This window comes from Mesorhizobium sp. WSM4817, from assembly GCF_055811135.1.
This window is the reverse complement of the sequence record NZ_JBVVQQ010000035.1, coordinates 16,376-40,885: the sequence shown is the minus strand read 5'-3', so window position 1 is coordinate 40,885 and position 24,510 is coordinate 16,376. Positions and strand designations below refer to the sequence as shown.

General features: G+C 64.2%; 21 protein-coding genes. 14 read left to right on the top strand and 7 right to left on the bottom strand.

Annotated elements, in window-relative coordinates; translation table 11 throughout:
- Nucleotide 1 precedes the first annotated feature (1 nt).
- Nucleotides 2–1,375: an amidase gene (locus AC0L2K_RS31125; RefSeq protein WP_473533227.1), complete on the top strand. Its 1,374-nt coding sequence runs from the start codon at nucleotides 2–4 to the stop codon at nucleotides 1,373–1,375.
- Here the strand turns inward: AC0L2K_RS31125 and AC0L2K_RS31120 are convergent.
- Nucleotides 1,369–2,445, bottom strand: coding sequence for an NAD(P)/FAD-dependent oxidoreductase (locus AC0L2K_RS31120; RefSeq protein ID WP_473533226.1), 1,077 nt, complete (start codon nucleotides 2,443–2,445; stop codon nucleotides 1,369–1,371). The genes AC0L2K_RS31125 and AC0L2K_RS31120 overlap by 7 nt on opposite strands.
- Before the next feature lie 136 nt (nucleotides 2,446–2,581).
- On the opposite strand from AC0L2K_RS31120, the gene AC0L2K_RS31115 reads away from it, so the two are divergent.
- Nucleotides 2,582–4,174 carry a peptide chain release factor 3 gene (locus AC0L2K_RS31115; protein WP_287207701.1) on the top strand — a complete coding sequence of 531 codons (1,593 nt, stop codon included), beginning with the start codon at nucleotides 2,582–2,584 and terminating at the stop codon, nucleotides 4,172–4,174.
- A gap of 173 nt (nucleotides 4,175–4,347) precedes the next feature.
- On the opposite strand, the gene AC0L2K_RS31110 is transcribed toward AC0L2K_RS31115, so the two are convergent.
- On the bottom strand, nucleotides 4,348–4,821 hold the full coding sequence (locus AC0L2K_RS31110) for a VOC family protein (protein WP_473523265.1): 474 nt from the start codon (nucleotides 4,819–4,821) through the stop codon (nucleotides 4,348–4,350).
- A 278-nt stretch (nucleotides 4,822–5,099) separates the two neighbouring features.
- Here AC0L2K_RS31110 and ilvD point away from each other — a divergent pair, with 278 nt between their 5' ends.
- The 4 genes from ilvD (at nucleotide 5,100) to AC0L2K_RS31090 (ending at nucleotide 9,645) form a co-directional block, all read left to right on the top strand.
- Nucleotides 5,100–6,944, top strand: coding sequence for a dihydroxy-acid dehydratase (gene ilvD, locus AC0L2K_RS31105; protein WP_473533225.1), 1,845 nt, complete (start codon nucleotides 5,100–5,102; stop codon nucleotides 6,942–6,944).
- Nucleotides 6,945–6,972: 28 nt separating this feature from the next.
- Nucleotides 6,973–8,283: an amidohydrolase family protein gene (locus AC0L2K_RS31100; protein WP_473533224.1), complete on the top strand. Its 1,311-nt coding sequence runs from the start codon at nucleotides 6,973–6,975 to the stop codon at nucleotides 8,281–8,283.
- Nucleotides 8,284–8,329: 46 nt separating this feature from the next.
- Nucleotides 8,330–8,584: a hypothetical protein gene (locus tag AC0L2K_RS31095; protein WP_473533223.1), complete on the top strand. Its 255-nt coding sequence runs from the start codon at nucleotides 8,330–8,332 to the stop codon at nucleotides 8,582–8,584.
- A gap of 140 nt (nucleotides 8,585–8,724) precedes the next feature.
- The gene (locus AC0L2K_RS31090) at nucleotides 8,725–9,645 is read left to right on the top strand and encodes a DMT family transporter (RefSeq protein WP_287239167.1); all 921 of its coding nucleotides are present in this window, start codon (nucleotides 8,725–8,727) and stop codon (nucleotides 9,643–9,645) included.
- 41 nt (nucleotides 9,646–9,686) lie between these two features.
- Here AC0L2K_RS31090 and AC0L2K_RS31085 read toward each other — a convergent pair whose 3' ends face one another.
- The gene (locus tag AC0L2K_RS31085; protein ID WP_473533222.1) at nucleotides 9,687–10,589 is read right to left on the bottom strand and encodes a phosphotransferase; all 903 of its coding nucleotides are present in this window, start codon (nucleotides 10,587–10,589) and stop codon (nucleotides 9,687–9,689) included.
- A gap of 158 nt (nucleotides 10,590–10,747) precedes the next feature.
- Between AC0L2K_RS31085 and AC0L2K_RS31080 the strand changes: the two genes are divergently transcribed.
- Nucleotides 10,748–11,380 carry a class I SAM-dependent DNA methyltransferase gene (locus tag AC0L2K_RS31080; RefSeq protein ID WP_473533221.1) on the top strand — a complete coding sequence of 211 codons (633 nt, stop codon included), beginning with the start codon at nucleotides 10,748–10,750 and terminating at the stop codon, nucleotides 11,378–11,380.
- Between the two features lie 113 nt (nucleotides 11,381–11,493).
- Here the strand turns inward: AC0L2K_RS31080 and AC0L2K_RS31075 are convergent, their stop codons facing one another.
- Nucleotides 11,494–13,947: a GcvT family protein gene (locus tag AC0L2K_RS31075; RefSeq protein WP_287239168.1), complete on the bottom strand. Its 2,454-nt coding sequence runs from the start codon at nucleotides 13,945–13,947 to the stop codon at nucleotides 11,494–11,496.
- Nucleotides 13,944–14,828: a phosphotransferase family protein gene (locus AC0L2K_RS31070; protein ID WP_128168301.1), complete on the bottom strand. Its 885-nt coding sequence runs from the start codon at nucleotides 14,826–14,828 to the stop codon at nucleotides 13,944–13,946. The genes AC0L2K_RS31075 and AC0L2K_RS31070 overlap by 4 nt, the downstream gene beginning before the upstream one ends.
- 426 nt (nucleotides 14,829–15,254) lie before the next feature.
- On the opposite strand from AC0L2K_RS31070, the gene AC0L2K_RS31065 reads away from it, so the two are divergent.
- The 7 genes from AC0L2K_RS31065 to AC0L2K_RS31035 all read left to right on the top strand — a co-directional run bounded on the left by AC0L2K_RS31065 (nucleotide 15,255) and on the right by AC0L2K_RS31035 (nucleotide 22,962).
- Nucleotides 15,255–16,028 (top strand): DeoR/GlpR family DNA-binding transcription regulator, encoded by a 774-nt coding sequence (locus tag AC0L2K_RS31065; RefSeq protein WP_091592890.1) that lies wholly within the window; start codon nucleotides 15,255–15,257, stop codon nucleotides 16,026–16,028.
- 76 nt (nucleotides 16,029–16,104) lie between these two features.
- Nucleotides 16,105–17,031: a LysR family transcriptional regulator gene (locus AC0L2K_RS31060; RefSeq protein WP_023802869.1), complete on the top strand. Its 927-nt coding sequence runs from the start codon at nucleotides 16,105–16,107 to the stop codon at nucleotides 17,029–17,031.
- Nucleotides 17,032–17,156: 125 nt separating this feature from the next.
- Complete coding sequence (locus tag AC0L2K_RS31055; RefSeq protein WP_128244443.1) at nucleotides 17,157–18,308, top strand: ABC transporter substrate-binding protein; 1,152 nt, start codon at nucleotides 17,157–17,159, stop codon at nucleotides 18,306–18,308.
- 192 nt (nucleotides 18,309–18,500) lie between these two features.
- Nucleotides 18,501–19,499, top strand: a complete 999-nt coding sequence (locus AC0L2K_RS31050; RefSeq protein WP_473533220.1) for an ABC transporter ATP-binding protein — start codon at nucleotides 18,501–18,503, stop codon at nucleotides 19,497–19,499.
- A 235-nt stretch (nucleotides 19,500–19,734) separates the two neighbouring features.
- Nucleotides 19,735–20,700: an ABC transporter permease gene (locus AC0L2K_RS31045; RefSeq protein WP_473533219.1), complete on the top strand. Its 966-nt coding sequence runs from the start codon at nucleotides 19,735–19,737 to the stop codon at nucleotides 20,698–20,700.
- On the top strand, nucleotides 20,690–21,505 hold the full coding sequence (locus tag AC0L2K_RS31040) for an ABC transporter permease (protein WP_287239177.1): 816 nt from the start codon (nucleotides 20,690–20,692) through the stop codon (nucleotides 21,503–21,505). Before AC0L2K_RS31045 ends, AC0L2K_RS31040 begins: the two co-directional genes overlap by 11 nt.
- 29 nt (nucleotides 21,506–21,534) lie before the next feature.
- The gene (locus AC0L2K_RS31035) at nucleotides 21,535–22,962 is read left to right on the top strand and encodes a gamma-aminobutyraldehyde dehydrogenase (protein WP_473533218.1); all 1,428 of its coding nucleotides are present in this window, start codon (nucleotides 21,535–21,537) and stop codon (nucleotides 22,960–22,962) included.
- A gap of 69 nt (nucleotides 22,963–23,031) precedes the next feature.
- Here AC0L2K_RS31035 and AC0L2K_RS31030 read toward each other — a convergent pair whose 3' ends face one another.
- Nucleotides 23,032–23,379 carry a formate dehydrogenase subunit delta gene (locus AC0L2K_RS31030; protein ID WP_287239181.1) on the bottom strand — a complete coding sequence of 116 codons (348 nt, stop codon included), beginning with the start codon at nucleotides 23,377–23,379 and terminating at the stop codon, nucleotides 23,032–23,034.
- A complete protein-coding gene (gene fdhD, locus AC0L2K_RS31025; protein ID WP_023802877.1) occupies nucleotides 23,369–24,196 on the bottom strand; it encodes a formate dehydrogenase accessory sulfurtransferase FdhD in 828 nt (275 codons plus the stop codon). Before fdhD ends, AC0L2K_RS31030 begins: the two co-directional genes overlap by 11 nt.
- Nucleotides 24,197–24,510 lie beyond the last annotated feature (314 nt).

Below are 24,510 nucleotides of genomic sequence, written 5' to 3'. Positions count from 1 at the left end.
CATGGACCTCGTCTTTTCCTCCACCAGAGACTTGGCTGCCGCGATCCGCGACCGCAAGATTTCCGCCGTGCAAGCGCTGGACGCGCATTTGGCTGAGATCGACAGGCACAATGAGGCGGTCAACGCGGTCGTCACGCTCGACAGGGAAGGGGCTCGCGCTCGCGCGAAGAAGGCCGACGAAGCGCAGGCGCGCGGCGACGCTCTCGGGCCGCTGCACGGCGTGCCGTTTACGCTGAAGGACACCCACGAAACACTGGGGATGAAGACGACGGTCGGCTTCCCGCCTTTTGCCGACTATGTGGCGAGAAAAGACAGCCCGGTCGTTCTCAGGTTGAAGGCGGCCGGCGGCGTGCTGGTCGGCAAGACAAATGTCGCAACGATGCTGGGCGACTGGCAGTCGAACAACCCGCTGTTCGGCCGCACCAGTAATCCGTGGGATCTATCGCGCACCGCCGGCGGCTCCAGCGGGGGAGCGGCGGCAGCACTTTGCGCGGGCATAACGCCATTCGAACTCGGCACCGACATGCAGGATTCGATCCGCCTGCCGGCAGCCTTCTGCGGCGTCTACGGCCTCAAGCCGACCGAGCATCTCGTCTCCCTGGCCGGCGCCTTTCCCAATCCCGGTGGCGTACCGCGCGGCGTACGGCTGATGTCCTGCATCGGTCCGCTGGCCCGCAACGTCGAAGATCTGGCGCTGATCCTGGGGATCATTGCAGGACCGGATGGCAGCGACACCGACCTTGCCCCGGTGCCTGTCGAGGGCACGCCGGAGGTTGATCCCAAGACCCTGCGCATCGCTTTCGCGCCGGCCTTTCCGGGTTTTCCGGTAGCCGGCGAGATCAGGGCCGCGGTCGAAAGTCTGGCCGAGCAACTCAAGTCTGCGGGGGCAGTCGTCGAGGAAGCAAGACTGCCGACGCTCGGCCTGCATGACGATCTGACGCAAGGCGGCGCGCTGATCGGCATGATGCTGGAGGCTGCGCAGCCGGAGCCGCCAGAAGAACCGACACCGGTCTCGCGCTGGTTCGAAGCGCTCGCCCACCGCGACCAGTCAATCCTTGCCTGGGACCGGTTTTTCGAAGGTTGCGATGTCTTGCTTTGTCCCGTCGCCATGACCACAGCCTTTCCGCATTGCGAGCCGGGAACACCAATCAAGGTCGATGACAGGGAGCAGAGCTACTGGCTGCTGCCAGCCTATGGCGCGGTGTTCAACTACAGCGGCCACCCGGCACTGTCGATGCCCTGCGGGCAGGACCGCGACGGCCTGCCCATCGGCCTGCAGCTGGTCGGCCGTCGCTGGTCAGAATCGCGGCTGCTTGGCATCGCCAGGGCGATAGCGCCGCTGAGCGGCGGTTTTCGCCGTCCGCCCGGCTATTGAACAAACCGCGTTAGCCTATAGGGCTCAAGTAGCGGATCGCGCGCGTCGTCCAGTACTTCCCGGCCGGCGAACAGGCCGACGGCAGGCGCCAGCGTGATGCCGGAATGCATGACCGCGACATAGAGGCCGCTCACGCCTTGAGCCCGTCCGATGATCGGAAAGCCGTCGATCGGCGTCGGCCGATAGCCGACGGTGTGAAAATCCAGTTCCAGCCGGTCGGCGCCGCGCAGCATGCTCTTCATCGCCGCAAACAGGTCGCGGGCTGTGGCTTCGGCATCCATGCCCGGATCGGCGCCGCCGAAATCCGAGCCGGCGATGATGCGGCCCTCGGCAGTCTGGCGCATGTGCAGCCGGTCGCCGATCACCAGGCCGTTGAGCAGCTTTTCGTACGGGCGTGAATGGACGATCAGGCCGGGCGGCGTCTCAATCGGTAGTTTTAGCCCGGCCGTTGCCGCAATTGCCGCAGAGCCGGCGCCGGCCGCGATCACCACCTCGTCGGCGACAATCCGTCCGCCTGACGTATCGACGCCGCTAATCCTGCCATTGGTCTGTATCAGCGCGGTGACTGTCGTGCCGGTAATCACCCGCGCGCCAAGTCGCTCGGCGTCGGCCAGCAGCGTCTGCGTGGCCGCGACCGGTTCGGCCACGCCCTCCTCAGCGACGTGAAGGGCGAAGTCGGGAAGCTCGGTCAAATTGGGCTCTATACGTGCGGCTCCCACGCGGTCGACGCGCTCGATCCCGTAGCCCCAGGCGGAATGCTCGGCGGCATAGGCCTCAAGCTCGGCCGGCGGCAGGTCCCAGCACAGGCCGCCGCACCAGGCGAGCGGAATGCCGGGCACGTCATGGGCAAGCCGCGTCCATTCGGCCATCGAACGGGTACGCAGCCGGAAATACGGCTCTGGATTGCCCCAACTGGCATTGATCCAGGCAAAGGAATTCGGCGTGGCGACGCCGCCCGCACCGCTGTCGGCAACGATCGTCACGTTCGCGCCAGCCTTCGCCAGATGCCAGGCGATGGACGCACCGATGATGCCGGCGCCGACGACGATGACGTGCTTGGCTGCGCTCATGGATGGACCTTTATCGAACAGCCTCTGTTGATGCCATTGCGGCGGACCTATCTCAAGGCCGGGCAACCGCCCAAAATTGTTCGACAGGCTGCAAAAGCGCTGCTAGAAGCCCGCGCACCACATGGGATTCCACAAATTGGCTGAAGACATCACGAACGCGGTGGCGCGCCGCCGCACTTTCGCGATCATCGCGCATCCGGACGCCGGCAAGACGACGCTGACCGAAAAGCTGCTTTTGTTCGGCGGTGCCATCCAGCTTGCCGGCGAGGTCAAGGCCAAGAAGGATCGCATCCAGACCCGGTCGGACTGGATGAAGATCGAGCGCGAGCGCGGCATTTCGGTCGTCACCTCGGTGATGACCTTCGAGTATGAGGACAATGTCTTCAACCTGCTCGATACGCCCGGTCACGAGGATTTCGCCGACGATACCTATCGCACGCTGTCGGCGGTCGATGCGGCGGTCATGGTCATCGACGCCGCCAAGGGTATCGAGCCGCGCACGCTAAAACTGTTCGAGGTCTGCCGGCTTCGCGACATCCCGATCATCACCTTCGTCAACAAGATGGACCGCGAAAGCCGCGACCCGTTCGAGATCCTCGATGAGATCGAGCAGAAGCTGGCGCTGGACACCGCACCGATCACCTGGCCGATCGGCCGCGGCAAAACCTTTTCCGGCACCTATCATCTGGCGCTGAACGCGGTGCGCAAGGGCGACGCCGAGAAAGAACGCACGCCGGTCAATGGTCCCGACTCCAACCGCGTCGCCGGCCTGTTGCCGGAGAACGAGCGCGAGGCTTTCATCGAGGAGCTGGAGCTGGCGCGCGAAGCCTGCCGCCCGCTCGACATCGGTGCGTTTCGCGAGGGCCATCTGACGCCGGTTTATTTCGGTTCGGCGCTGCGCAATTACGGCGTCCGCGACCTGATCGAGGCGCTTGGTGCCTACGGGCCGCCGCCACGCGCGCAGGAAGCCGATACCCGCAAAGTCGAGGCGACCGAGGATAGGATGACCTCCTTCGTCTTCAAGATCCAGGCCAACATGGATCCCAATCACCGCGACCGCATCGCCTTCGTCCGCGTCTGCTCGGGCAAGCTCGAGCGCGGCATGAAAGCCAAGCTGGTGCGCACGGGAAAACCGATGAGCCTGTCGGCGCCGCAATTTTTCTTCGCCCGCACCCGCGTCACCGCCGACGAGGCCTTTGCCGGCGACGTCGTCGGCATCCCCAACCACGGCACGCTGCGCATCGGCGATACGCTGACCGAGGGCGAGGAGATCCTGTTCCGCGGCGTGCCGAATTTCGCGCCGGAAATCCTGCGCCGCGTCCGGCTCGGCGACGCGATGAAGGCCAAGAAGCTGAAGGAGGCGCTGCACCAGATGGCCGAGGAAGGCGTCGTGCAACTGTTCTCGCCAGAAGACGGCTCGCCGGCAATCGTCGGCGTCGTCGGTGCGCTGCAGCTCGACGTGCTGAAGGAGCGGCTGAATATCGAATACACGCTGCCGGTCGATTTCGAGATGTCGCGCTTTTCCGTCTGCCGCTGGATATCGGCCGACGACAAGGCCGAGGTGCATCGCTTCATCGAGGCGCATCGCGGCGACATTGCCCGCGACCTCGACAACGATCCGGTGTTCCTCGCCCAGCACGCCTTTTCGCTCAACTACGAGGCCGAGCGCTGGAAGGCGATCCGCTTCGCCGCGGTCAAGGATTACCAGGTCCGCGACAAGGCGGCCTGAGCTGTTGGTTTCCCCTTCTCCCCTTGTGGGAGAAGGTGTCGCCGAAGGCGACGGATGAGGGGTGTTCCAGGGAACGCCAACGTCTCGCTCCGCTGGAACACCCCTCATCCGTCTCGGCGCTGCGCGCCGATCCACCCTTCTCCCACAAGGGGAGAAGGGAAGATCGCCTTCGCTCACCCCCTGGCTGCCTCCTCGATCTTGGCGATGTCGATCTTGGTCATTTGCATCATCGCCTGCATGACGCGGCCGGCCTTTTCCGTGTCGGGGTCCTGCAGCAGCCTCGGCAATTGCTCCGGCACGACCTGCCAGGAGACGCCGAATTTGTCCTTCAGCCAGCTGCACTGCCTGGGCTCGCCACCGCCCTCGATCAGCCTGTCCCAGAAATAGTCGACCTCCTCCTGCGTCTTGCAGTCGATGGACAGCGAGACTGCCTCGGTGAACTTGAATTGCGGCCCGCCGTTGAGCGCCTGGAACTGCACGCCGTCGAGCTCGAAATAGGTCACCAGCACCTTGCCCTCATTATCGCCGCTGCCCTTGGGCCAGCGCATCACGCTCAGCACCTTCGAGTTCTTGAAGATGGAGATGTAATGGTTCATGGCCTCCTCGGCCTGGTCGTCGAACCACAGGCAGGGGGTGATCTTTTGCATTTTCTTGCTCCTCGGGCTGTTTTGGCTTGTTTTCACGCGTCCAACGGCCGGCTGGCGATTGATGCCGGTCGCCGCCGTCTGCCCAAGGACGCTCAAACAAAACACGATCCGACAGCACCTCTGATTTTTTTTACGTCCTGGACCGGCTTGCCGTCCTTGGCTCAAGATCCCGGCGCATCGCAAAACTGTGGCCAGACCAGACGGTGCCGTATATAACGCCGCTCAATTCCGGTTTTCCGCGCCTGTTCGGACGCGACGCAGACAGCAAGGACAGTTTAATGCCCGCCTACCGTTCCCGCACCACCACCCATGGCCGTAACATGGCCGGCGCCCGCGGCCTGTGGCGCGCCACCGGCATGAAGGATTCCGATTTCGGCAAGCCGATCATCGCTGTCGTCAATTCCTTCACCCAGTTCGTTCCGGGCCACGTCCATCTCAAGGATCTCGGCCAGCTGGTCGCCCGCGAGATCGAGAAGGCCGGCGGCGTCGCCAAGGAGTTCAACACCATCGCTGTCGACGACGGCATCGCCATGGGTCATGACGGCATGCTCTATTCGCTGCCTTCGCGCGAGCTGATCGCCGACTCGGTCGAATATATGGTCAACGCCCACTGCGCCGACGCCATGGTCTGCATCTCGAATTGCGACAAGATCACGCCGGGCATGCTGATGGCGTCGCTGCGTCTCAATATCCCGACCGTCTTCGTCTCCGGCGGCCCGATGGAGGCCGGCAAGGTGGTGCTTGCCGGCAAGACGCAGGCGCTCGATCTGGTCGACGCCATGGTCGCGGCTGCCGACGACAAGATCTCCGACGAGGACGTCAAGACCATCGAGCGCTCGGCCTGCCCGACCTGCGGCTCCTGCTCGGGCATGTTCACCGCCAATTCGATGAATTGCCTGACCGAGGCGCTCGGCCTTTCGCTGCCCGGCAACGGTTCGACGTTGGCGACGCACGTCGACCGCAGGCGGCTGTTCGTCGAGGCCGGCCACCTGATCGTCGATCTCGCGCAGCGCTACTACGAGCAGGACGACGACACCGCGCTGCCGCGCAGCATCGCCTCGAAGGGCGCCTTCGAGAACGCCATGACGCTCGACATCGCCATGGGCGGCTCGACCAACACCGTGCTGCACATCCTGGCTGCCGCGCATGAGGGCGAGATCGATTTCGGTCAGGACGACATTGACGCGCTGTCACGCAAGGTGCCGGTGCTATGCAAGGTTGCCCCCGCCAAGGCGGATGTGCACATGGAAGACGTCCACCGCGCCGGCGGCATCATGGCGATCCTCGGCCAGCTCGATAACGCCGGACTGATCAACCGCGACCTGCCGACCGTGCACACCGCAAGCCTCGGCGAAGCGCTCGACCATTGGGATATCTCGCGCACGTCAAGCCAGAATGTCCGCGACTTCTTTCTGGCGGCCCCGGGCGGCGTGCCGACGCAGGTCGCCTTCAGCCAGGATCGCCGCTGGGACGAACTCGATCTCGACCGGGAGAAGGGTGTCATCCGCTCGGCCCAATATCCTTTTTCCAAGGATGGTGGCCTTGCCGTGCTGAAAGGCAACCTGGCGCTCGACGGCTGTATCGTGAAGACCGCGGGCGTCGATGAATCGATCCTGAAATTCACCGGCCCGGCCAGGGTGTTCGAAAGCCAGGACGCCAGCGTCAAGGCGATCCTGTCCAACGAGATCAAGGCCGGCGATGTCGTCGTCATCCGCTACGAAGGGCCGCGCGGCGGCCCCGGCATGCAGGAAATGCTCTATCCGACCAGCTATTTGAAGTCGAAGGGCCTCGGCAAGGCCTGCGCGCTGGTCACCGATGGCCGCTTCTCCGGCGGCACCTCCGGCCTGTCGATAGGCCATGCTTCTCCCGAGGCGGCGGAAGGCGGGCTGATCGGGCTGGTGCATGAGGGCGATACGATCGAGATCGATATCCCGAACCGCACCATCCGGCTTGCCGTCGACGATGCCGAACTGGCCGCCCGCCGCGCCGCGATGGAGGCCAAGGGAGCCACCGCCTGGAAGCCCGAGGAAAAGCGCAAGCGCAAGGTGACAATGGCCTTGCGCGCCTACGCCTCGATGGCGACCAGTGCTGCAAAGGGTGCGGTAAGGTATGTGCCGGAATAGGTTCGCTTCTTCAAAGGGATGACGGTAGATGGATTTCGACCTTATCGTCCGCGGCGGCACGCTGCCCGACGGCAGGATCGCCGATATCGGCATCATCGGCGAGACGATCGCGGCCATCGAGCCGGAGCTGAACGCTGGCGCGGGCACGGCGATCGACGCCCATGGCAATCTGATCTCGCCGCCCTTCGTCGATCCGCATTTTCACATGGACGCCACGCTCTCGCTAGGCATCCCGCGCATCAACGTGTCGGGCACGCTGCTCGAAGGCATCTCGCTGTGGGGCGAACTGAAGCCGCTGTTGACGCACGAAGCGGTGCGCGACCGCGCGCTCGCCTATTGCGACTGGGCAGTGTCCATGGGCCTGCTCGCCATCCGCAGCCATGTCGATGTCTGCGATACCAGGCTGCTGGCGGTCGAAGCCCTGCTCGATGTGAAGAAGACCGTCGCGCCCTATATCGACCTGCAACTGGTCGCCTTCCCGCAGGATGGGTTTTATCGCTCGCCGACGGCGCGCGATCACACCATCCGCGCGCTCGACATGGGTGTCGACATCGTCGGCGGTATTCCGCATTTCGAGCGCACCGTGGCCGACGGCACGCGTTCGGTGACGGAACTGTCCGAAATCGCGGCAGAACGCGGCCTCATGGTCGACCTGCATTGCGACGAGACCGATGATCCGCTGTCGCGCCATATCGAACAACTGGCCTATGAGACGCAACGCCTCGGCCTGCAGGGCAGGGTCGCCGGCTCGCATCTTACGTCGATGCACTCGATGGACAATTACTATGTCTCGAAGCTGTTGCCGCTGATATCAGAGGCAGGCGTCTCGGCGATCCCCAATCCGCTGATCAACATCATGCTGCAGGGCCGCCACGACACATTTCCCAAACGCCGCGGCCTGACGCGGGTCAAGGAAATGCTTGCCCACGGTATTCGCGTCGGCTGGGGTCAGGATTGCGTGCTCGACCCCTGGTATTCGCTGGGCACCGCCGACATGCTCGACGTCGCCTTCATGGGCCTTCACGTCGCCCAGATGTCGAGCCCGGCCGACATGGCGCGCTGCTTCGACATGGTCACCAACGTCAACGCCGCCATCATGGGCCTCGACCATTTCGGCCTGTCGGTCGGCAAGCGCGCCAGCCTCGTCGTCCTCGATGCCGGCGATCCGGTCGAGGCCTTGCGCCTGCGTCCCGAGCGGCTCTGTGTCATCGCCAGGGGCAAGGTGGTGGCCGAGCGGGCCAGGCAGGAAACACGGCTCTCGATCGCCGGACGGCCGGCAACAGTAAACCGCAGGCATCGCCGGTCTCAAAACTCTATCGATCAGATTGATAGGTCCTGACCGCAAGTCTACAATCAACCTCCAGTTTTATGCCGAGGAGGATGTCATGTGGCACAAGGCGGCGATGGTGTTCGTGATGGCGGCGACCTGTGCAGGCTGCATGACGGCCGAAGACCGTCGTGCCGCGGACGAGGCGAAATGCCGATCCTACGGCTTCGTCAGGAAGAATGATGCCTTCGCCGAATGTCTGCAGCGCATCGATCTGGCGCGCCGCGCCGAGCTCAGAAGTGCGTCGGTCTTCGGTCCTTGGGATCGGCCGGTGATCTATCGTCCGGTTATCATTCGGCCACGGCCAAAGTAGGCCGTTGCGATCGTCCGTACAGGCCCAGCCGATTTCCGGTCCCTGGTCTGGCCGGCTTCCCGATTTCCGCTCGTCAAAGCGGCCGCTTGCGTCTACGACGCTGCTCACCGGGCTTTCATGCGGGAGGAAGCGACATCGGCATGGCACAGCCAACAGCCCAGAATTCAACGTTCAGGAACGTGCTTTTGGCTGGCATTCTGCTGATGCTGGCCGGCGATTTCCTGTTTGCTTTGAATGATGCGATGGGCAAATGGCTGGTCGCCAGCTTTTCCGTCGGCCAGGTCGTGCTGATCCGTTCCATCGGCGCCTTTTTCGTGCTCGGTCCGATGATCGCGCGTCAAGGCGCGGCCAGGCTGTTCCGCATGGAGCGCCTGGAACTGCAGGTCTTGCGCGTCGTCATGACGACGCTTGACACGGCGCTGTTCTACGCCGCCGTCGTCTATCTGCCGCTCGCCGACGTCATGAGCTTCTACATGGCAGGGCCGATCTACGTGGCGGCGCTGTCCCACCTGTTGCTTGGTGAAAAGGTCGGCTGGCGCCGCTGGATGGCGATTCTGGTCGGGTTCTGCGGGGTGCTGATCATGCTCGAACCGTCCTCGGCCGCGTTTTCGCTGTCGTCGACCTTCGCGCTGGCCGGAAGCATTTCATTCGCCTTCGCGATCATTCTCAACCGGCGGTTGCGTAGCACCAGCGACACCTCGCTCGTTACCTGGCAAACCATCGGCACGCTGCTGGTCGGCGGGTTTCTCACCATCGGCAACTGGCAGACGCCGTCCTCGCTCGATTTCGGCGCCATGCTGCTTCTTGGCATCGTCTCCTGCGGCGCGCATCTGATGATCACCAGGGCGCTGAAGCTGGCGCCGGCGTCGACGCTGGCGCCGCTGCATTACAGCCTGCTGCTGTGGGCCGTCATCTTCGGGCTGGCCTTCTTCGGCGACATGCCCGGCCCGCGCATCCTGATCGGCTCGGGCATCATCGTGCTGGCCGGCCTGTTCATCTTCCATCGCCAGAAAGTAGTCGACACGGTGCCGCCCGAAAACGTGCCGAAAGGTGTCAACTAGGGTCCAGATTTCTGGTGCCTTAAGGTTCAGAGTTTTGGCATTTAACCGGCGCGCACCGCCGCCAGATGCGTTGAGAAGTCGGCCGTCTCCATCGGCGCCCTGCAGCGTGAAAAGCGACCGTCGGCATAGGCGCGGAAATCGTCGGCCGGATTGCTGTTGGCAAGCTGGATCAGTCCCCACAGCGTCCACAAGAGATCGCACATCGCCTTGTAGATGACGATGCGGCCGCGCTCCGCCGGCGTCGGCTCGCCACCGAAATAGGCGCCCATCATCTCGTCCTCCTGCGCCGTATCAAACTGGCCTTCGACGCTGAGGTCGCCGAGATCCCAGAGCGGGTCGTTCATGCCGGAATATTCCCAGTCGACGATCCACATCCTGTCGCCCGTATCGAGAAAATTTTCGCACAGCGGATCGCAGTGGCAGGCGACGAGAGGCAGGGGATGCGCGGCAAGCGCCGAGCGCACGGTTTCCGCCTCGATAACGACGTCGTGGTAACCGGCAGGCAGGGCGACGTCCTTGGTCGACAGCACCTTCAGGTAGTCGTCGATCATCGCAAACAGCTCGAAGCGGAAGGGAAACACCGCGCCGGATGTATGCAATCTGCGGAAGGCTTTGCCGGCACGCGCCGGACTGCCCGGCCGGGTCTTGAATTTATCCGGCGACATCGTCTCGGCGCCCGCGATGAAGCGCGTCACCATCACGCCTGTCTCGCCGTCGACATGCAGCAGCTCGGGGCTGACGCCGGCCATCGCCGCCTCCCGCGCCGCCACCGCCTCGTTGGCGCGGTTGATATACTCCTGCGTGCCCTTGCCGGGAATCCGCAGGCAGGCATCTCCAGCCCTGAAGACGAGGTTGGTGAGGCCACCCAGCCGCTCCAGCGGGCCCTCGTAGCCGGCCAGCGCCGGAATGGCTGCAAGCGCCGCGCGTGCTTCCTCGTCCACCATCGCTTCTGCCCTCTTTTCACGTCTATTTGTGGTGACGACGGTTCCACAAATTTCGCCGTTTGGCTATCATCGCTTGCATGCGGTTCACTCCAGCGCCGTGCGTTCCTGTAGGACGCGCTAAGAACGCTGCGGCACTTTGATTTGCGAACGAGACTGTAATGGCGGACAGGAAAAACAAAGGCGCGCTCGCCGCGGCCTATGCAGCGAAGCGGCCAGAGGAGGTGGCGGCGCTCTACGACCGCTGGTCCGACACCTACGACGCCGACATCTCGGCGGCCGGTTATCGCCATCCGACCATCTGCCTTGCCCTGCTTGCCCGCCACCTGCCGCGCGGCGCGGCACCGCTCCTCGATGCCGGTGCCGGCACCGGGCTCATCGGCGAGTGGCTGAAGATCGCGGGCTATCCGCAGGTCGAGGCGCTCGACATTTCCGAAGGCATGCTGGCCCAGGCAGCGCGCAAGGGCGTCTATTCGGCGCTTCACTGCTTGGCGCTCGGCGGCCCGCTGCCCTTCGCGGATGATGCCTATGCCGGCATCATATCGGCCGGCGTCTTCACCTCGGGCCATGTCGGCGCTGAGGGGCTGGACGAACTGATCCGCATCTGCCGGCCGGGCGGGATAATCGTGCTGACGGTCAAGAACACCCTGTGGGACGCCGGCTTTTCCGCAGGGATAGCCGACCTCGAGGCGAAGGGCGTCGTCACGCGCGCCGAGGAGACATCGCCCTATGTCTCCATGCCGGGCGAGGCCGACACCGTGCCCAGCCGCGGTCTCGTTCTGCGCGTGAACTGACCATCCCGCTCTTATGCATGTCGCGCAAAAGTGCGCAGCGGTTTGCGATAACGACATGCATAGAAACAAGAACTCAAAGCGCCTCGCATGAATCCGTTCAGACGCGACGCGCTTTAGGCTCTGATCCTTTCTCCGGCCGGGTCGTAAAGCGGCTCGAGATGGATTTTTGCCGGCGTCCGCTCCATAGCCACCACCAGCTCGTAGTCGCCGCAGGTGAGGAAATCGTCGCTGACGCCGTCGGCGTTGCGCACATAGCCGTAGCCGATGTTCTTTCCGACCGTGTAGCCATAGCCGCCGCTGGTCAGGTAGCCGACCGGCTCGCTGTTGCGCAGGATCGTTTCGCGCCCGAGCAGCACGATCTCGCAATCGTCGACGGTGAAGCCGGCAAAGCGTTTTTTCAGAACCGCGCCGCCGATCTCTTCCAGCGCCCGCCGCCCGAGAAAATCTGTGTTCTTGCGAAGCTTCACCGCCCAGCCAAGGCCGGCCTCCTGCGGCGTGTCGTTGGGCGTGATGTCGGAGCCCCAGGCGCGGTAGCCTTTTTCCAGCCGCAGCGATTCCAGCGCCCTGTAGCCGACCGGGCGGATGCTGTGCTCCTCGCCCGCCGCCATCAGAGCGTCGAAGATTTCGCCCGTCGCCGCGATCGGCACATGCAGCTCCCAGCCGAGCTCGCCGACATAGGTGACGCGCAGCGCCCTAACTGTGGTGCCGGCGATGGAGATTTCCCGCACGTGTCCGAACGGGAAAGCGGTGTTCGACACGTCCGCATCGGTCACCGCAGCCAGCACGTCGCGGGCGCGCGGCCCCATCAGCGACAGCGTGCCGAAATCCTCGGTGACATCGGTGAGCGTCACGTCGAGCTCGTTGCCGACATGGTCGCCGATCCACGAGAAGTCATGCGTCCTAAAGCCGGTGCCGGTGACGACGTAGAATCGGTCTTCGCCGAGCCGCGCCACGGTCAGGTCGGCCTCGATGCCGCCGCGCGTGTTGAGAAGCTGCGTGTAGGTCAGCCGGCCGACCGGCTTGGCGACGACGTTGGCGCAGATCCAGTCGAGCGCCTTCAGCGCATCCGCACCGGTCATTTCGTATTTGGCGAAGGATGACTGGTCGAAGATGCCGACGTTCTCGCGCACGTGGCGATGCTCGTCGCCGACGGGCAAAAACCAGTTCTGCCGGCCCATCGAATAGATGTCCTTCGGCTCGACGCCTTCGGGCGCAAACCAGTTCGGCCGCTCCCAACCGAGCTTGGAGCCGAACACGGCGCGGTGCTTTTGCAGCCGTTCATAGAGCGGCGACACGATCCGTGGCCGGCCCGTGGCATACTCTTCATGCGGGAAGCCGATCGTATAGTGCTTGCCATAGGCTTCCAGCGTGCGGTCGCGGACCCATTGCCGGTCGCGGTGCAGGTCGGAAAAGCGTCTGATATCGACCACCCACAGGTCGAGTGGCGCCTCGCCGTCGACGACCCACTGCGCCAGCACCCAGCCGGCGCCGCCGCCTGCAGCGATGCCGAAGGCGTTGAAGCCGGCGCCGACGAACATGTTGGCGCATTCGGGTGCCACGCCGAGAATGAAATTGCCGTCCGGCGTGAAGCTCTCCGGCCCGTTGATCATCTGCTTGACGCCGGCGGTTTCGAGCGCCGGAACCCGCTTGATCGCCTGGTTCATATGCTGCTCGAAATGATCGTAGTCGTCGTCGAACAGCCGGAACTGCCAGTCGTCAGGGAGATCGCCGCCGGGAAGATCGGTCGTCCAGGCTTGCGGGTTCGGCTCATAGCCGCCCATCACCAGCCCACCGACCTCCTCCTTGAAATAAATGCGGCGGTCGGGGTCGCGGATCGTCGGCGCATCGGTCGCCAACCCGTCTATTCTTTCGGTGACGATGTACTGGTGCTTCACCGGCTGCAGCGGCACGTTGATGCCGGCTAGCGCTCCCACCTGCCGCGCCCATTGCCCGGCACAGTTCACCACCTTGTCGCAGGCGATATCGCCCCTGTTGGTCTTTACCGTTGTGATACGGCCCTCCTGCATGTCGAAGCCGGTGACGCGGACATCCTCGAACAGCCTGGCGCCATGCATGCGCGCGCCTTTGGCCAGCGACTGCGTGATGTCGGAAGGGTTTGCCTGGCCGTCGGTCGGCAGCCAGCTGGCGCCGACGAGATCGCCGGTTGCCAGCAGCGGCCACATCGCCTTGACCTCGGCGGGTGACAGCAACTGCATGTCCATGCCGAAGCTCTTCGCCGTCGTCGCCAGCCTCTTATACTCGATCCAGCGGTCGGCATTGGTGGCGAGCCTGAGGCATCCGGTCATCTTCCAGCCGGTGGCCAGCCCGGTTTCGGCTTCCAGTCCCTTGTAGAGATCGACCGAATATTTGAGCACGCGGGTGATCGAGGCCGAAGACCGCAATTGACCGACCAGCCCCGCCGCATGCCATGTCGAGCCCGAAGTCAGTTTGCCCTGTTCCAGGAGCACGACATCGGCCTTGTGGTCACGCGCCAGATGATAAGCCGCCGAACAGCCAATTATGCCGCCGCCGATGACGACGATCTCGGCGTGGGCGGGCAAGGTCATGATATCTGTCCGTATTTTGTTCTGTAGTTTTCCAGCGCGGCATCGAGCCGCGTCAGGTTTTCGTCGGTATAGGCAACGTAGTCGATGCCTGGTGCGTCGAGATAGAGTTCGGAAACCATGCTCCACATCGCCTCGCGCAGCAGCGATGCGCATTGCATGGCCGCATGCGAGCGGCGGATCGCCTCGTCCGGCTCCTTCATGAAATAGGCGGTCAGGAAGGCGAAGGACTCCTCGTCGTTCATGGTGGCGTTCGAGGCGACGCCGGCGAGGTCGAACATCGCCGTGTTGAAGCCGGCATATTCGAAATCGATCAGCCACAGCCGGTGGCCGTCATCGAGAATATTAGCCGGCAGAAGGTCATTATGACCGAAGACGATCGGCAGCAATTTCTGCGCCCGTTCGAGCTCGTCTGCAAGCGTCAGCAGCCGCGGCAACTCGCTTCGCATGCGGCTGTCGGCTTCCTCCAGCGTGCGCGCATAGTCGCGGATGACATGGAATACCCAGAACATGAAGCCGGCGCCGGAGACATGATTGGGCATCTCGCGATGGAAGCCGCGCATCAGGGCGGCGACGCGGTCGATATTGGCGCGGACGTCCTCGGCGACAAAAGTCTTGGCGCCGAGAAATTCCGTTACCAGGATGCCGGGCTCGGAATGGCGGACGGCAGGCGCGAAGCCGGCGGCATGCGCCGCGCGCGCGGTCATCACCTCGCGCTCGCGAAAGACGTGATGGAACGGAAAGTCCTGGCCAAAGCGCACGACATGCCGCCCGGCGGCGTCCTTGACCAGATAGTTGGCGTTGCTCAGGCCGCCCGGCAGCGGCGCGATCTCGACGCTGCCGGTCCAGCAGGGCAGGGCGCGGATGCGGTCCTCGGTGGTCAAAGGTGAATCCCTCGTTGCGCGGGGTTCAAGGCGTCGCGGGCGACGCAAAGAGGGCGGCCGGCAGGAGGGAGAAATGCGAAGTCCTCGTCGGTGCGGGATCCCGGGATCGGTATCCCGCACCGCACCGACGAGCCCCAGTGCCGGGTTCTTTGACTCCGGCATCCGCCCCCGCGGATTCAAAAAAGTCCTTTTCCCTTACGTCAGACGATTTCCCGGACGTTCGGGCAGGCGAATTTTGGTGCGGCTCTGCCATCGTTCTCCCGTGGCAGTTCCGAAGCCTGTCACAAGCCAGTGTCGCGCCATGTGATCCGGCTTGTCAACGACAACTTGTGGCTTTTTGCCCGAAATCACAAGGATTTCTTGTAAACTGTGGCCGATTTGCCTTAGAAGCGGTCAGTAGCGCAACAAATCGATTGGGTGAGACCGATGCCCTCGAAGCGGCATGGCGAGATCCTGCGTCTCCTCCATGAGGAAGGCACCGTCACCATCGCCAGCCTGGCCGACCGGCTGGGCGTCTCGCTGGAGACCGTGCGCCGCGACGTCAAGCCGCTGACCAGTGACGGTTCGATCCTGAAGATGCATGGCGCCGTCGGCCTGCCGTCGATGGCCGGCGAGGCGCCGTTCGAGCGGCGTATGCGCGAGAATGCCGATGCCAAGCGCGCCATCGCCCGCATGGTTGCCGCCACCATCCGCGACGGCGAAGCGATCATGCTCGACACCGGCACCACGACCTCTTTCCTGGCCCGCGAACTGCTCGGTCACCGGCGGTTGACGGTGGTCACCAACTCCTCCGACATCGCCCGCACGCTGGCCACCGTCAACGGCAACAAGGTCTATATGGCCGGCGGCGAACTGCGCAGCGATTCGGGCGCTGCCTTCGGCGTCTCGGCCATTGCATTCGTCAGCCGCTTTTCCGTCAGCCACGCTGTGATCTCCACCGGCGCGGTCGATGCCGTCACCGGCGTGATGGACTATGATCTGGACGAGGCGGAATTCGCCCGCATGGTGCTGTCGCGCGGCCAGCGCTCGCTCGTCATCACCGACCACACCAAGTTCGGCCGCCAGGGTCTGGTCCAGGTCTGCGGCCTCGACGGTTTTTCCGAACTCGTCACCGATCGGCCGCCGCCGCACGCCATCGCCGCAGCCCTCGAGCAAGCGGGCGCGCGGCTCAGCATTGCCGGCAGCGAAAGCGGGATCTGACCTGGCCAGAGCAGTAATGCGGTGAGCCTGGGATCGGCGGCTTTTCTTCCTTGCCGTCCCGGTGTTTAGTCCGGCCATGGCTTTCACCATCCGCCAATTGCAGTTCTTCATCGCCGTCGCCGAGCAAGGCACAGTGTCTGGCGCCGCCCAAAACCTGTCCATCTCGCAATCGTCGGTCACCGAGGCGATCAAGGAGCTCGAAGGCGATCTCGGCGTCGAACTGTTCGAGCGCCATCCGCGCGGCCTCAACATCACCCACAAGGGCCACCAGTTCCTGCGCCACGCGACAAAGATCCTTGCCGATGTTTCCGATGCGCGCCGCGCCTTCTCCGGCGAGCAAGCGGCGGCTGGCGGCCGGCTGCAACTCGGCGTCACCTCGCTGGTCGCCGGCTATGTCCTGTCCGACCTTCTCGCCCGCTATCGCCGCGCCTATCCGGGCGTCGAGATCTCGGCCATCGAGGACAATGGCGACTACCTCGAACATCTGCTGGTCGGCGGCAAGCTCGACATCGCCGTCATGGTCACCTCGAACCTACGCGACCGCACCGCCCTGCAATCGGAAATTCTCGAAGTCTCGCCCTACCGGCTATGGCTGCCGCTTGGCCATCCGCTGTCCAGCGCCGACATCATCGGCATCAGCGATATCGCGTCGGAGCCGCTGATCATGCTGACCGTCGACGAGATCGAAGAGAATACCGGAAAATTGCTGGCGGCGATTGCTGCCAAGCCGCATGTCGCCTTCCGCACCCGCTCGGTCGAAGCGGTGCGCAGCCTCGTCGCCACCGGCGCCGGCGTGGCGCTGCTGCCCGACCTCGTCTACCGGCCATGGTCGCTTGAAGGCGACCGCATCGAATCGCGCGATATTTCGGGCTCGTTGCCGGTTGTCCAAGTCGGCACGGTCTGGCGGCGCGGCTCCGGCCTGCCACAGGCCGCGCGCGACTTCATCGGGCTTGCCCAGTCGCAGCGCATGGTTCGTCAGCGGCCGGACAAGAACGGCCGCTGATCTATCGGAAAAACCGATATCGCCTTTCTGACAAATGAATTTGCGAAACCGGAAATTTCACAGCACTTTGACAATCAGGGACCAAGCCGCCGCGAGAGTGCGGTCCCTCAAATGGGAGATCGACGATGAATTCATTCCTGAAGTCATGCACTGCATTGACGGTCGCGCTGGCCTTCTCCGGCCAGGCGATCGCCCAGGTTAAGGAACTTGGCAAGGGCGAAGGCCAGGTCAACATTGTTGCCTGGCCCGGCTACATCGAACGCGGCGAAACCGACAAGAACTATGATTGGGTCACGTCTTTCGAGAAGAACACAGGCTGCAAGGTCAATATCAAGACCGCCAACACCTCCGACGAGATGGTCGCGCTGATGAATGAGGGCGGATTCGACCTTGTTACTGCCTCGGGCGACGCGTCGTTGCGCCTTGTCGCCGGCAAGCGGGTCCAGCCGATCAACACCGATCTCATCCCGAGCTGGAACACGGTCGACGACCGGCTGAAGGATGCGCCGTGGTTCACGGTCGGCGGCGTCCACTACGGCGCCCCCTACCAGTGGGGGCCGAACGTGCTGATGTACAATACCGAGGTGTTCAAGGAAGCGCCGAAGAGCTGGAACGTCGTCTTCGAGGAGATGACCTTGCCCGACGGCAAGCCGAACAAGGGCCGCGTCCAGGCCTATGACGGGCCGATCCACATCGCCGATGCGGCCAACTATCTGATGTTCCACAAGCCGGAGCTCGGCATCAAGGATCCCTACGAGCTGACCGAAGACCAGTACAAGGCCGCCCTCGATCTGCTGCGCGTCCAGCGCACGCTGGTCGGACGCTACTGGCATGACGCCGCCATCCAGGTCGACGATTTCCAGAACGAAGGCGTCGTTGCCTCCGGTTCATGGCCCTATCAGGTCAACACGCTGGTTGCTGCCAAGAAGCCGGTCGCTTCGACCATCCCCCAGGAAGGCGTCACCGGCTGGGCCGACACGACCATGCTGGCAGCCGACGCAGCCCACCCGAACTGCGCCTATATGTGGATGGAGCACTCGCTGTCACCGAAAGTGCAGGGCGATGTCTCCGCCTGGTTCGGTTCGCTGCCGGTGGTGCCGGCTGCCTGCAAGGGCAACGAATTGCTCGGCGACGAAGGCTGCAAGACCAACGGCTACGACAATTTCGAAAAGATCAAGTTCTGGAAGACGCCGGTGTCGAAATGCGCCACCCAGGACCAGTGCGTGCCTTACTATCGCTGGGTGTCGGACTATATCGGCGTCATCGGCGGACGGTGAGTTCGTTTCGCATTGCTCGCCAGTTGGCGCTGCCCCTCACCCTTGCCCCCTCCCCGTGAACAACGGGGAGAGGGGGTCGCGAGCGTTGCGGCTAGCCCCTTCTCCACTTCCCTACGGGGAGAAGGTGCCGGCAGGCGGATGAGGGTCAGCGCTGTCGCCTGAATTGACGAGCCTGGCAGATCAGGACAGCCCATGACATCAGCCGTTTCCTTCCAGAAAGTCTCGCGCCATTTCGGCAGCGTGCGCGCCGTCGACATGGTCGATCTCGACATCGTGCCGGGCGAGCTCTTCGCCATGCTTGGACCTTCGGGTTCCGGCAAGACGACCTGCCTGCGCTTGATCGCCGGCTTTGAGCAGCCGACATCGGGCTCGATCTCCATCTTCGGCGAACGCGCCGAAGGCGTTCCGCCCTATCGCCGCAACGTCAACACCGTGTTTCAGGACTACGCGCTGTTCCCGCATCTGAACGTGCTCAAAAACGTCGCCTACGGGCTGATGGTCAAGGGTGTCGGCAAGCCCGAACGGCAGAAGGCGGCCGAGGAAGCATTGTCGCTGGTCCGGCTTCCCGGCTACGGCGCCCGCCGCCCGAGCCAGCTTTCCGGCGGACAGCGCCAGCGCGTCGCGCTCGCCCGCGCGCTGGTCAACCAGCCGAAGGTGCTTCTGCTCGACGAGCCGCTTGGCGCGCTCGACCTCAAGCTCCGCGAAAACATGCAGGAGGAGCTGAAGTCGCTGCAGAAGGCGCTCGGCATCACCTTCATCTTCGTCACCCACGACCAGGGCGAGGCGCTGTCGATGGCCGACCGCGTCGCCGTCTTCAACGACGGCAAGATCATGCAGATCGGCACGCCGGAGGACATCTACCAGCGGCCGAGGACGCGCTTCGTCGCCGATTTCGTCGGCTCGTCCAATGTGCTGCCGCCGGATTTCGTTCAGCGCTATTCCGGCCAGCATCGCTGGGGCAGCCTGCGCCCTGAATCCATTCGCATCGGCCAGGCAGCCAAGGGCGACGGCGTTGCCGCTCGCCTCGTCTCGACCAATTATCTCGGCGCCACGACCAGACTGGCGCTTGATGCCGACGGGTTGAGATTGCATGCCATGGTGCCGGCCGGGGCGAATTTGCCCAGCGAAGGCGAGGCGGTCGTGCTCACCTTCAACCGCGAGCATTTGCATCTGATGGACGAGCCGGGATGATGGCGGTGAGGAAAGTCTTGGCTGACAGGCCAAGTGCGGCGCTTCACGGCGCCCCCCTCTGTCCTGCCGGACATCTCCCCCACTTGGGGGGAGATCGGCAGCTTCGCCAGTGGCGCCTCTTCTGCAACGTTAGTGATTGGCGAAAGCAGTCGCGACAGCCGATCTCCCCCCTCGTGGGGGAGATGTCCGGCAGGACAGAGGGGGGCGCGAAGGATCGCGACCTGTCGAAGACACCATGACTCTGACCGCGACCCACGCAAAACCCGCTCCCGCCATCCTGCCGGGAAGCGGCGGCGTGCGCGGCGCCCTGTCCGACTTGTTCTGGCGCAAGCCGAAGCTGCTGCTGCTGCTGATGCTGCTGCCGCCGGTGCTGTGGCTTGGCATCGTCTATGTCGGCTCGCTGTTCGCGCTGCTCTTGCAGAGTTTTTTCTCGATCGACGAATTCTCCGGCCTCATCAACCGGCAGTTCACGCTGAAGACCTATGGCGACCTGCTGCAGGCCGCCAATCTCGACATCATCCTGCGCACGGTGACGATGGCGGCCCTGGTCACGCTCGCCTCGGCGACCATCGCCTTTCCCATCGCCTATTACGCGGCGCGCTATGCACGCGGCCGCTGGAAGGCGCTGTTCTATCTCGGCGTGATGCTGCCGCTGTGGTCGAGCTATTTGGTCAAGATCTACGCCTGGAAGCTCATTCTCGCCAAGGAAGGCATTCTCACGTGGCTGCTCGCCAAGCTGCATCTGCTATGGCTGCTCGATGGCTGGCTGTCGCTGCCGGTCGTCGGCGGCAACTCGCTGTCGGTGTCGTCCACCGGCACCTTCATCGTCTTCGTCTACGTCTGGCTGCCGTTCATGATCCTGCCGGTGCAGGCGGCGCTTGAGCGCGTGCCGGGCAATCTGGTCGAGGCCTCGTCCGATCTCGGCGCCTCGCCCGGCCAGACCTTCCGCAACGTGCTGTTCCCGGTGGCGCTGCCGGGCATCGTCGCCGGCTCGATCTTCACCTTCTCGCTGACGCTGGGCGACTACATCATCCCGCAGATCATCGGCACCTCGCGGCTGTTCATCGGCCAGGCCGTCTATTCGCAGCAGGGCACCGCCGGCAACATTCCGCTCGCCGCCGCCTTCACCGTGGTGCCGATCGTCATCATGGGCTTCTACCTCTGGGGCGCCAAGCGCATGGGGGCCTTCGATGCGCTCTGATGGCTCACCAACCGCCCCTCTCGGCCTGAAGGTCGCCGCCGCCTGCGGCCTGCTGTTCCTGCATCTGCCGATCTTCCTGATCTTCGTCTATGCCTTCACGACCGAGGAAAAGAGCTTCGCCTGGCCGCCGCCGGGGCTGACCATGCAATGGTTCGCCGTCACCTGGAACCGCCCGGACGTGTGGGAAGCGCTGTCGCTGTCGGTCCGTGTCGCCGCTATCTCGACACTCGTCGCCCTGGTGCTCGGCACGCTCTGCGCGGCCGCCGTTTCGGGAACACGGTTCTTTGGCCGCGAAACCATCTCGCTGCTGGTCATCCTGCCGATCGCGCTGCCCGGCATCATCACCGGCATCGCGCTGCGTTCGGCCTTTTCGCTGGCCGAGGTTCCGTTCTCGTTCTGGACGATCGTGCTCGGCCACGCCACCTTCTGTGTCGTCGTCGTCTACAACAACGCCGTCGCCCGCTTTCGCCGCACCTCCGGCTCGATGATCGAGGCGTCGATGGACCTCGGCGCCGACGGCTTCCAGACGTTTCGGCATGTCGTGCTGCCCAACATCGCCACCGCGCTGCTTGCCGGCGGCATGCTTGCATTTGCGCTGTCGTTTGACGAGGTCATCGTCACCACCTTCACCGCCGGCCAGCAGCAGACGCTGCCGATCTGGATGCTGGAGGAATTGATCCGTCCGCGCCAGCGCCCGGTCACCAATGTCGTGGCCATGGTCGTCGTGCTGGTGACGCTGCTGCCGATCCTCGTCGCCTATTACCTGACCCGCGACGGCGACCAGATCGCCGGTTCGGGCAAATGACGTCAAGAATCCATAAGGGAGAGACTGCCATGGACACAAAGATGCTGATCGGCTCGAAATTCGAGAAGGGCACCGAGACCGAGGAGCCGATCCTCAATCCGAAGACCGGGGCGACTATCCTCAACCTGCCTGAAGCCAGCCAGGCGCAGATCGAGGCGGCGGTGCTGGCGGCCGAAAAAGCCTTCGTCACCTGGTCGCGCACCACGCCCGCGCAGCGCTCCGGTTATCTCCTGAAGATCGCCGATCGCATCGAGGCCGCGGCACAAGATTTCGCCGCCCTCGAGGCGCTCAATTGCGGCAAGCCGATCAATGCCGTGCTCAACGACGAAATCCCGGCGATCGTCGACTGCTACCGCTTCTTTGCCGGCGCTGTCCGCTCGATGCCCGGCCAGGTCGCCGGTGAATACATTCCCGGCCACACTTCGATGGTCCGCCGCGACGCCATCGGCGTCGTCGCCTCGATCGCGCCGTGGAACTACCCACTGATGATGATGGCCTGGAAGCTGGCGCCGGCGATTGCCGGCGGCAACACGGTCGTCTTCAAGCCGTCCGAGCAGACGCCGCTGACAGCGCTGAAGCTGGCAAAAATCCTTGCCGAGATACTGCCCGAGGGCGTCGCCAACGTCGTGCTCGGCAGAGGCGACAGCGTCGGCAACACGCTGATCAACCACCCGAAAATCAATATGATCTCGATCACCGGCGATGTCGCCACCGGCAAGAAGGTGCTGCAGGCCGCCGCCAAATCGGTCAAGCGCACGCATCTCGAACTAGGCGGCAAGGCTCCGGTCATCGTCTTCGACGACGCCGATCTCGGCGCGGTGGTGAATGGCCTGCGCGCCTTCGGCTATTACAATGCCGGCCAGGACTGCACCGCCGCCTGCCGCATCTATGCCGGCAAGAAGATCTACGACAAGCTCGTCGCCGATCTTTCCTCCGCGGTCTCGACCATCAAATACAACCGCCCCGACGACACCGAAAACGAGATCGGGCCGTTGATCTCACGCCGCCAGCGCGACCGCGTCTCGAGCTTCGTCGAGCGCGCCTCGGAGCTTAAGCACATCGAGATCACCACCGGCGGCAAGCCGGGCGAGGGCACCGGCTTCTTCTATCAGCCGACCGTCGTCGCCGGCGCGCTGCAGGAGGACGAGATCGTGCGCCGCGAAGTGTTCGGGCCGGTTGTCTCCGTCACCCGCTTTGCCGAGGTCGACGAGGCGGTGAACTGGGCCAATGACAGCGACTATGGCCTTGCGTCCTCGGTGTGGACCAAGGATGTCTCGCGCGCCATGGCGACGGCCGCCCGGCTGCAATATGGCTGCACCTGGATCAACACCCACTTCATGCTGACCAACGAGATGCCGCATGGCGGGCTGAAGCAGTCCGGCTACGGCAAGGACATGTCGCTCTATGCGCTGGAGGATTATACCGCCGTGCGCCATGTGATGGTGGCGCACGGGTAGCGCCTTTTTCTTCTCCCCGTTGACGGGGAGAAGGTGGCCCGAAGGGCCGGATGAGGGGCAGCACCGGGCCTACTTCTGCGAAGCGGCGATCCCGGTATTCGACTCACCGGCCCCAAGGCCCTTGCCGCTTGGAACGACGCCCCCGGCATTGGCGCCGAAGCCCGCTGCTTCCGATGCGGCCGGCCGCTTGATCCTTGCCGAGGCGGCCACGACAAGCTCGTTGAAGCCTTCGCCACCATCGTCCAGCATCTCGAACAGTTGCCGCCGCATCCTCGGCTCCCAGAATTTGTTGATGTGCTCGGCGACGCCGGCAACGCCTTCCTCGCGCGGCTTGGAGTGAAAAAAGGTGGCAATCTGGTTGGCCATGCGGACCAGCTTTTCGCTGGTGCTCATGATGTGGCCTTCGTCATGCGACATGCTTGGCAACTCCGGTAGCCACCCGGTCGGGGTGGGTAAAAATATCGAAATCATCGCCGCGCACCAAAGCCACCAGCGTCATGCCGGCGTCCCCGGCGGTACGGATGGCAAGTGCCGTCGGCGCCGAAACGGCAATGATGAACGCAGCGCCGATCGCCGCCGTCTTCTGCACCATCTCGACCGAAACGCGCGATGTCACCACGACAGCACCCAAGGTGCCATCGATGCCGGCTTTGGCGAGCGCCCCGGCCAGCTTGTCGAGCGCATTGTGGCGGCCGACATCCTCGCGCGCCATGACGATGCCCTTGCCGGGGATATAAAAACCGGCGGCATGGACCGCACCGGTCTCGGCATGAAGCGGCTGCGCTTTCGACAAAAGCCTGACCGAAAGGACGATGTCGTCGGTGTTAAGTGTAAGTCGTGACGAACCGACCGCCTCGACCGAGCGCATCGCCTCCTCAATCGACTCGATGCCGCACAGCCCGCAGCCGACCGGGCCGGCCAGGCGTCGGCGCCGCGCCTCGAAGCGCGTATTGGCCTGGTCCTTCAGCCTGATCTGGATGTCGATGCCGGCGCCGTGATCCTCGACCTCGATCGCCTCGATTTCCCGGCCGTCGGCGACAATGCCTTCGGTCAGCGAGAAGCCGAGCGCGAAATCCTCGAAATCGGCCGGACTTGCCATCATCACCGCGTGAGTGGTTCCGGCAAAGGAGAACGCCACCGGCGTCTCTTCCGGCACCATCCGGTTGGCGGCTGCACTGCCGCCGGCGCGGTGGGCGAGGCGGGAGATTTGTGTGATAGCGCAACGTTTAGGCATCACGCGGCACCCCCTTTGGCCTGCCGGCCATTTTACTTGGGAAGCGTCGAAGGCTTCTTGCTTCAATTGGCAGTTGCTCTCCCAGGCCATCCCCCACTCCGTCGCTGCTTCGCAGCGCCACCTCTCCCCCCTCCGGAGGGAGAGGAAGGGAGCCTGGAATTCGCGCGCTTTCCTCTCCCCCGTCGATCGGGGGAGAGGTGGGGGGGGGGGGGGGGCGGGGGGGGGGGGGGCGCCCCCGCGGGCGGGGGGGGGGGGGGGGGGGATGGGGGGGGGGGGGGGGGACGCGGGGTGAAGCCGCGCGGGGGGCCGGGGGG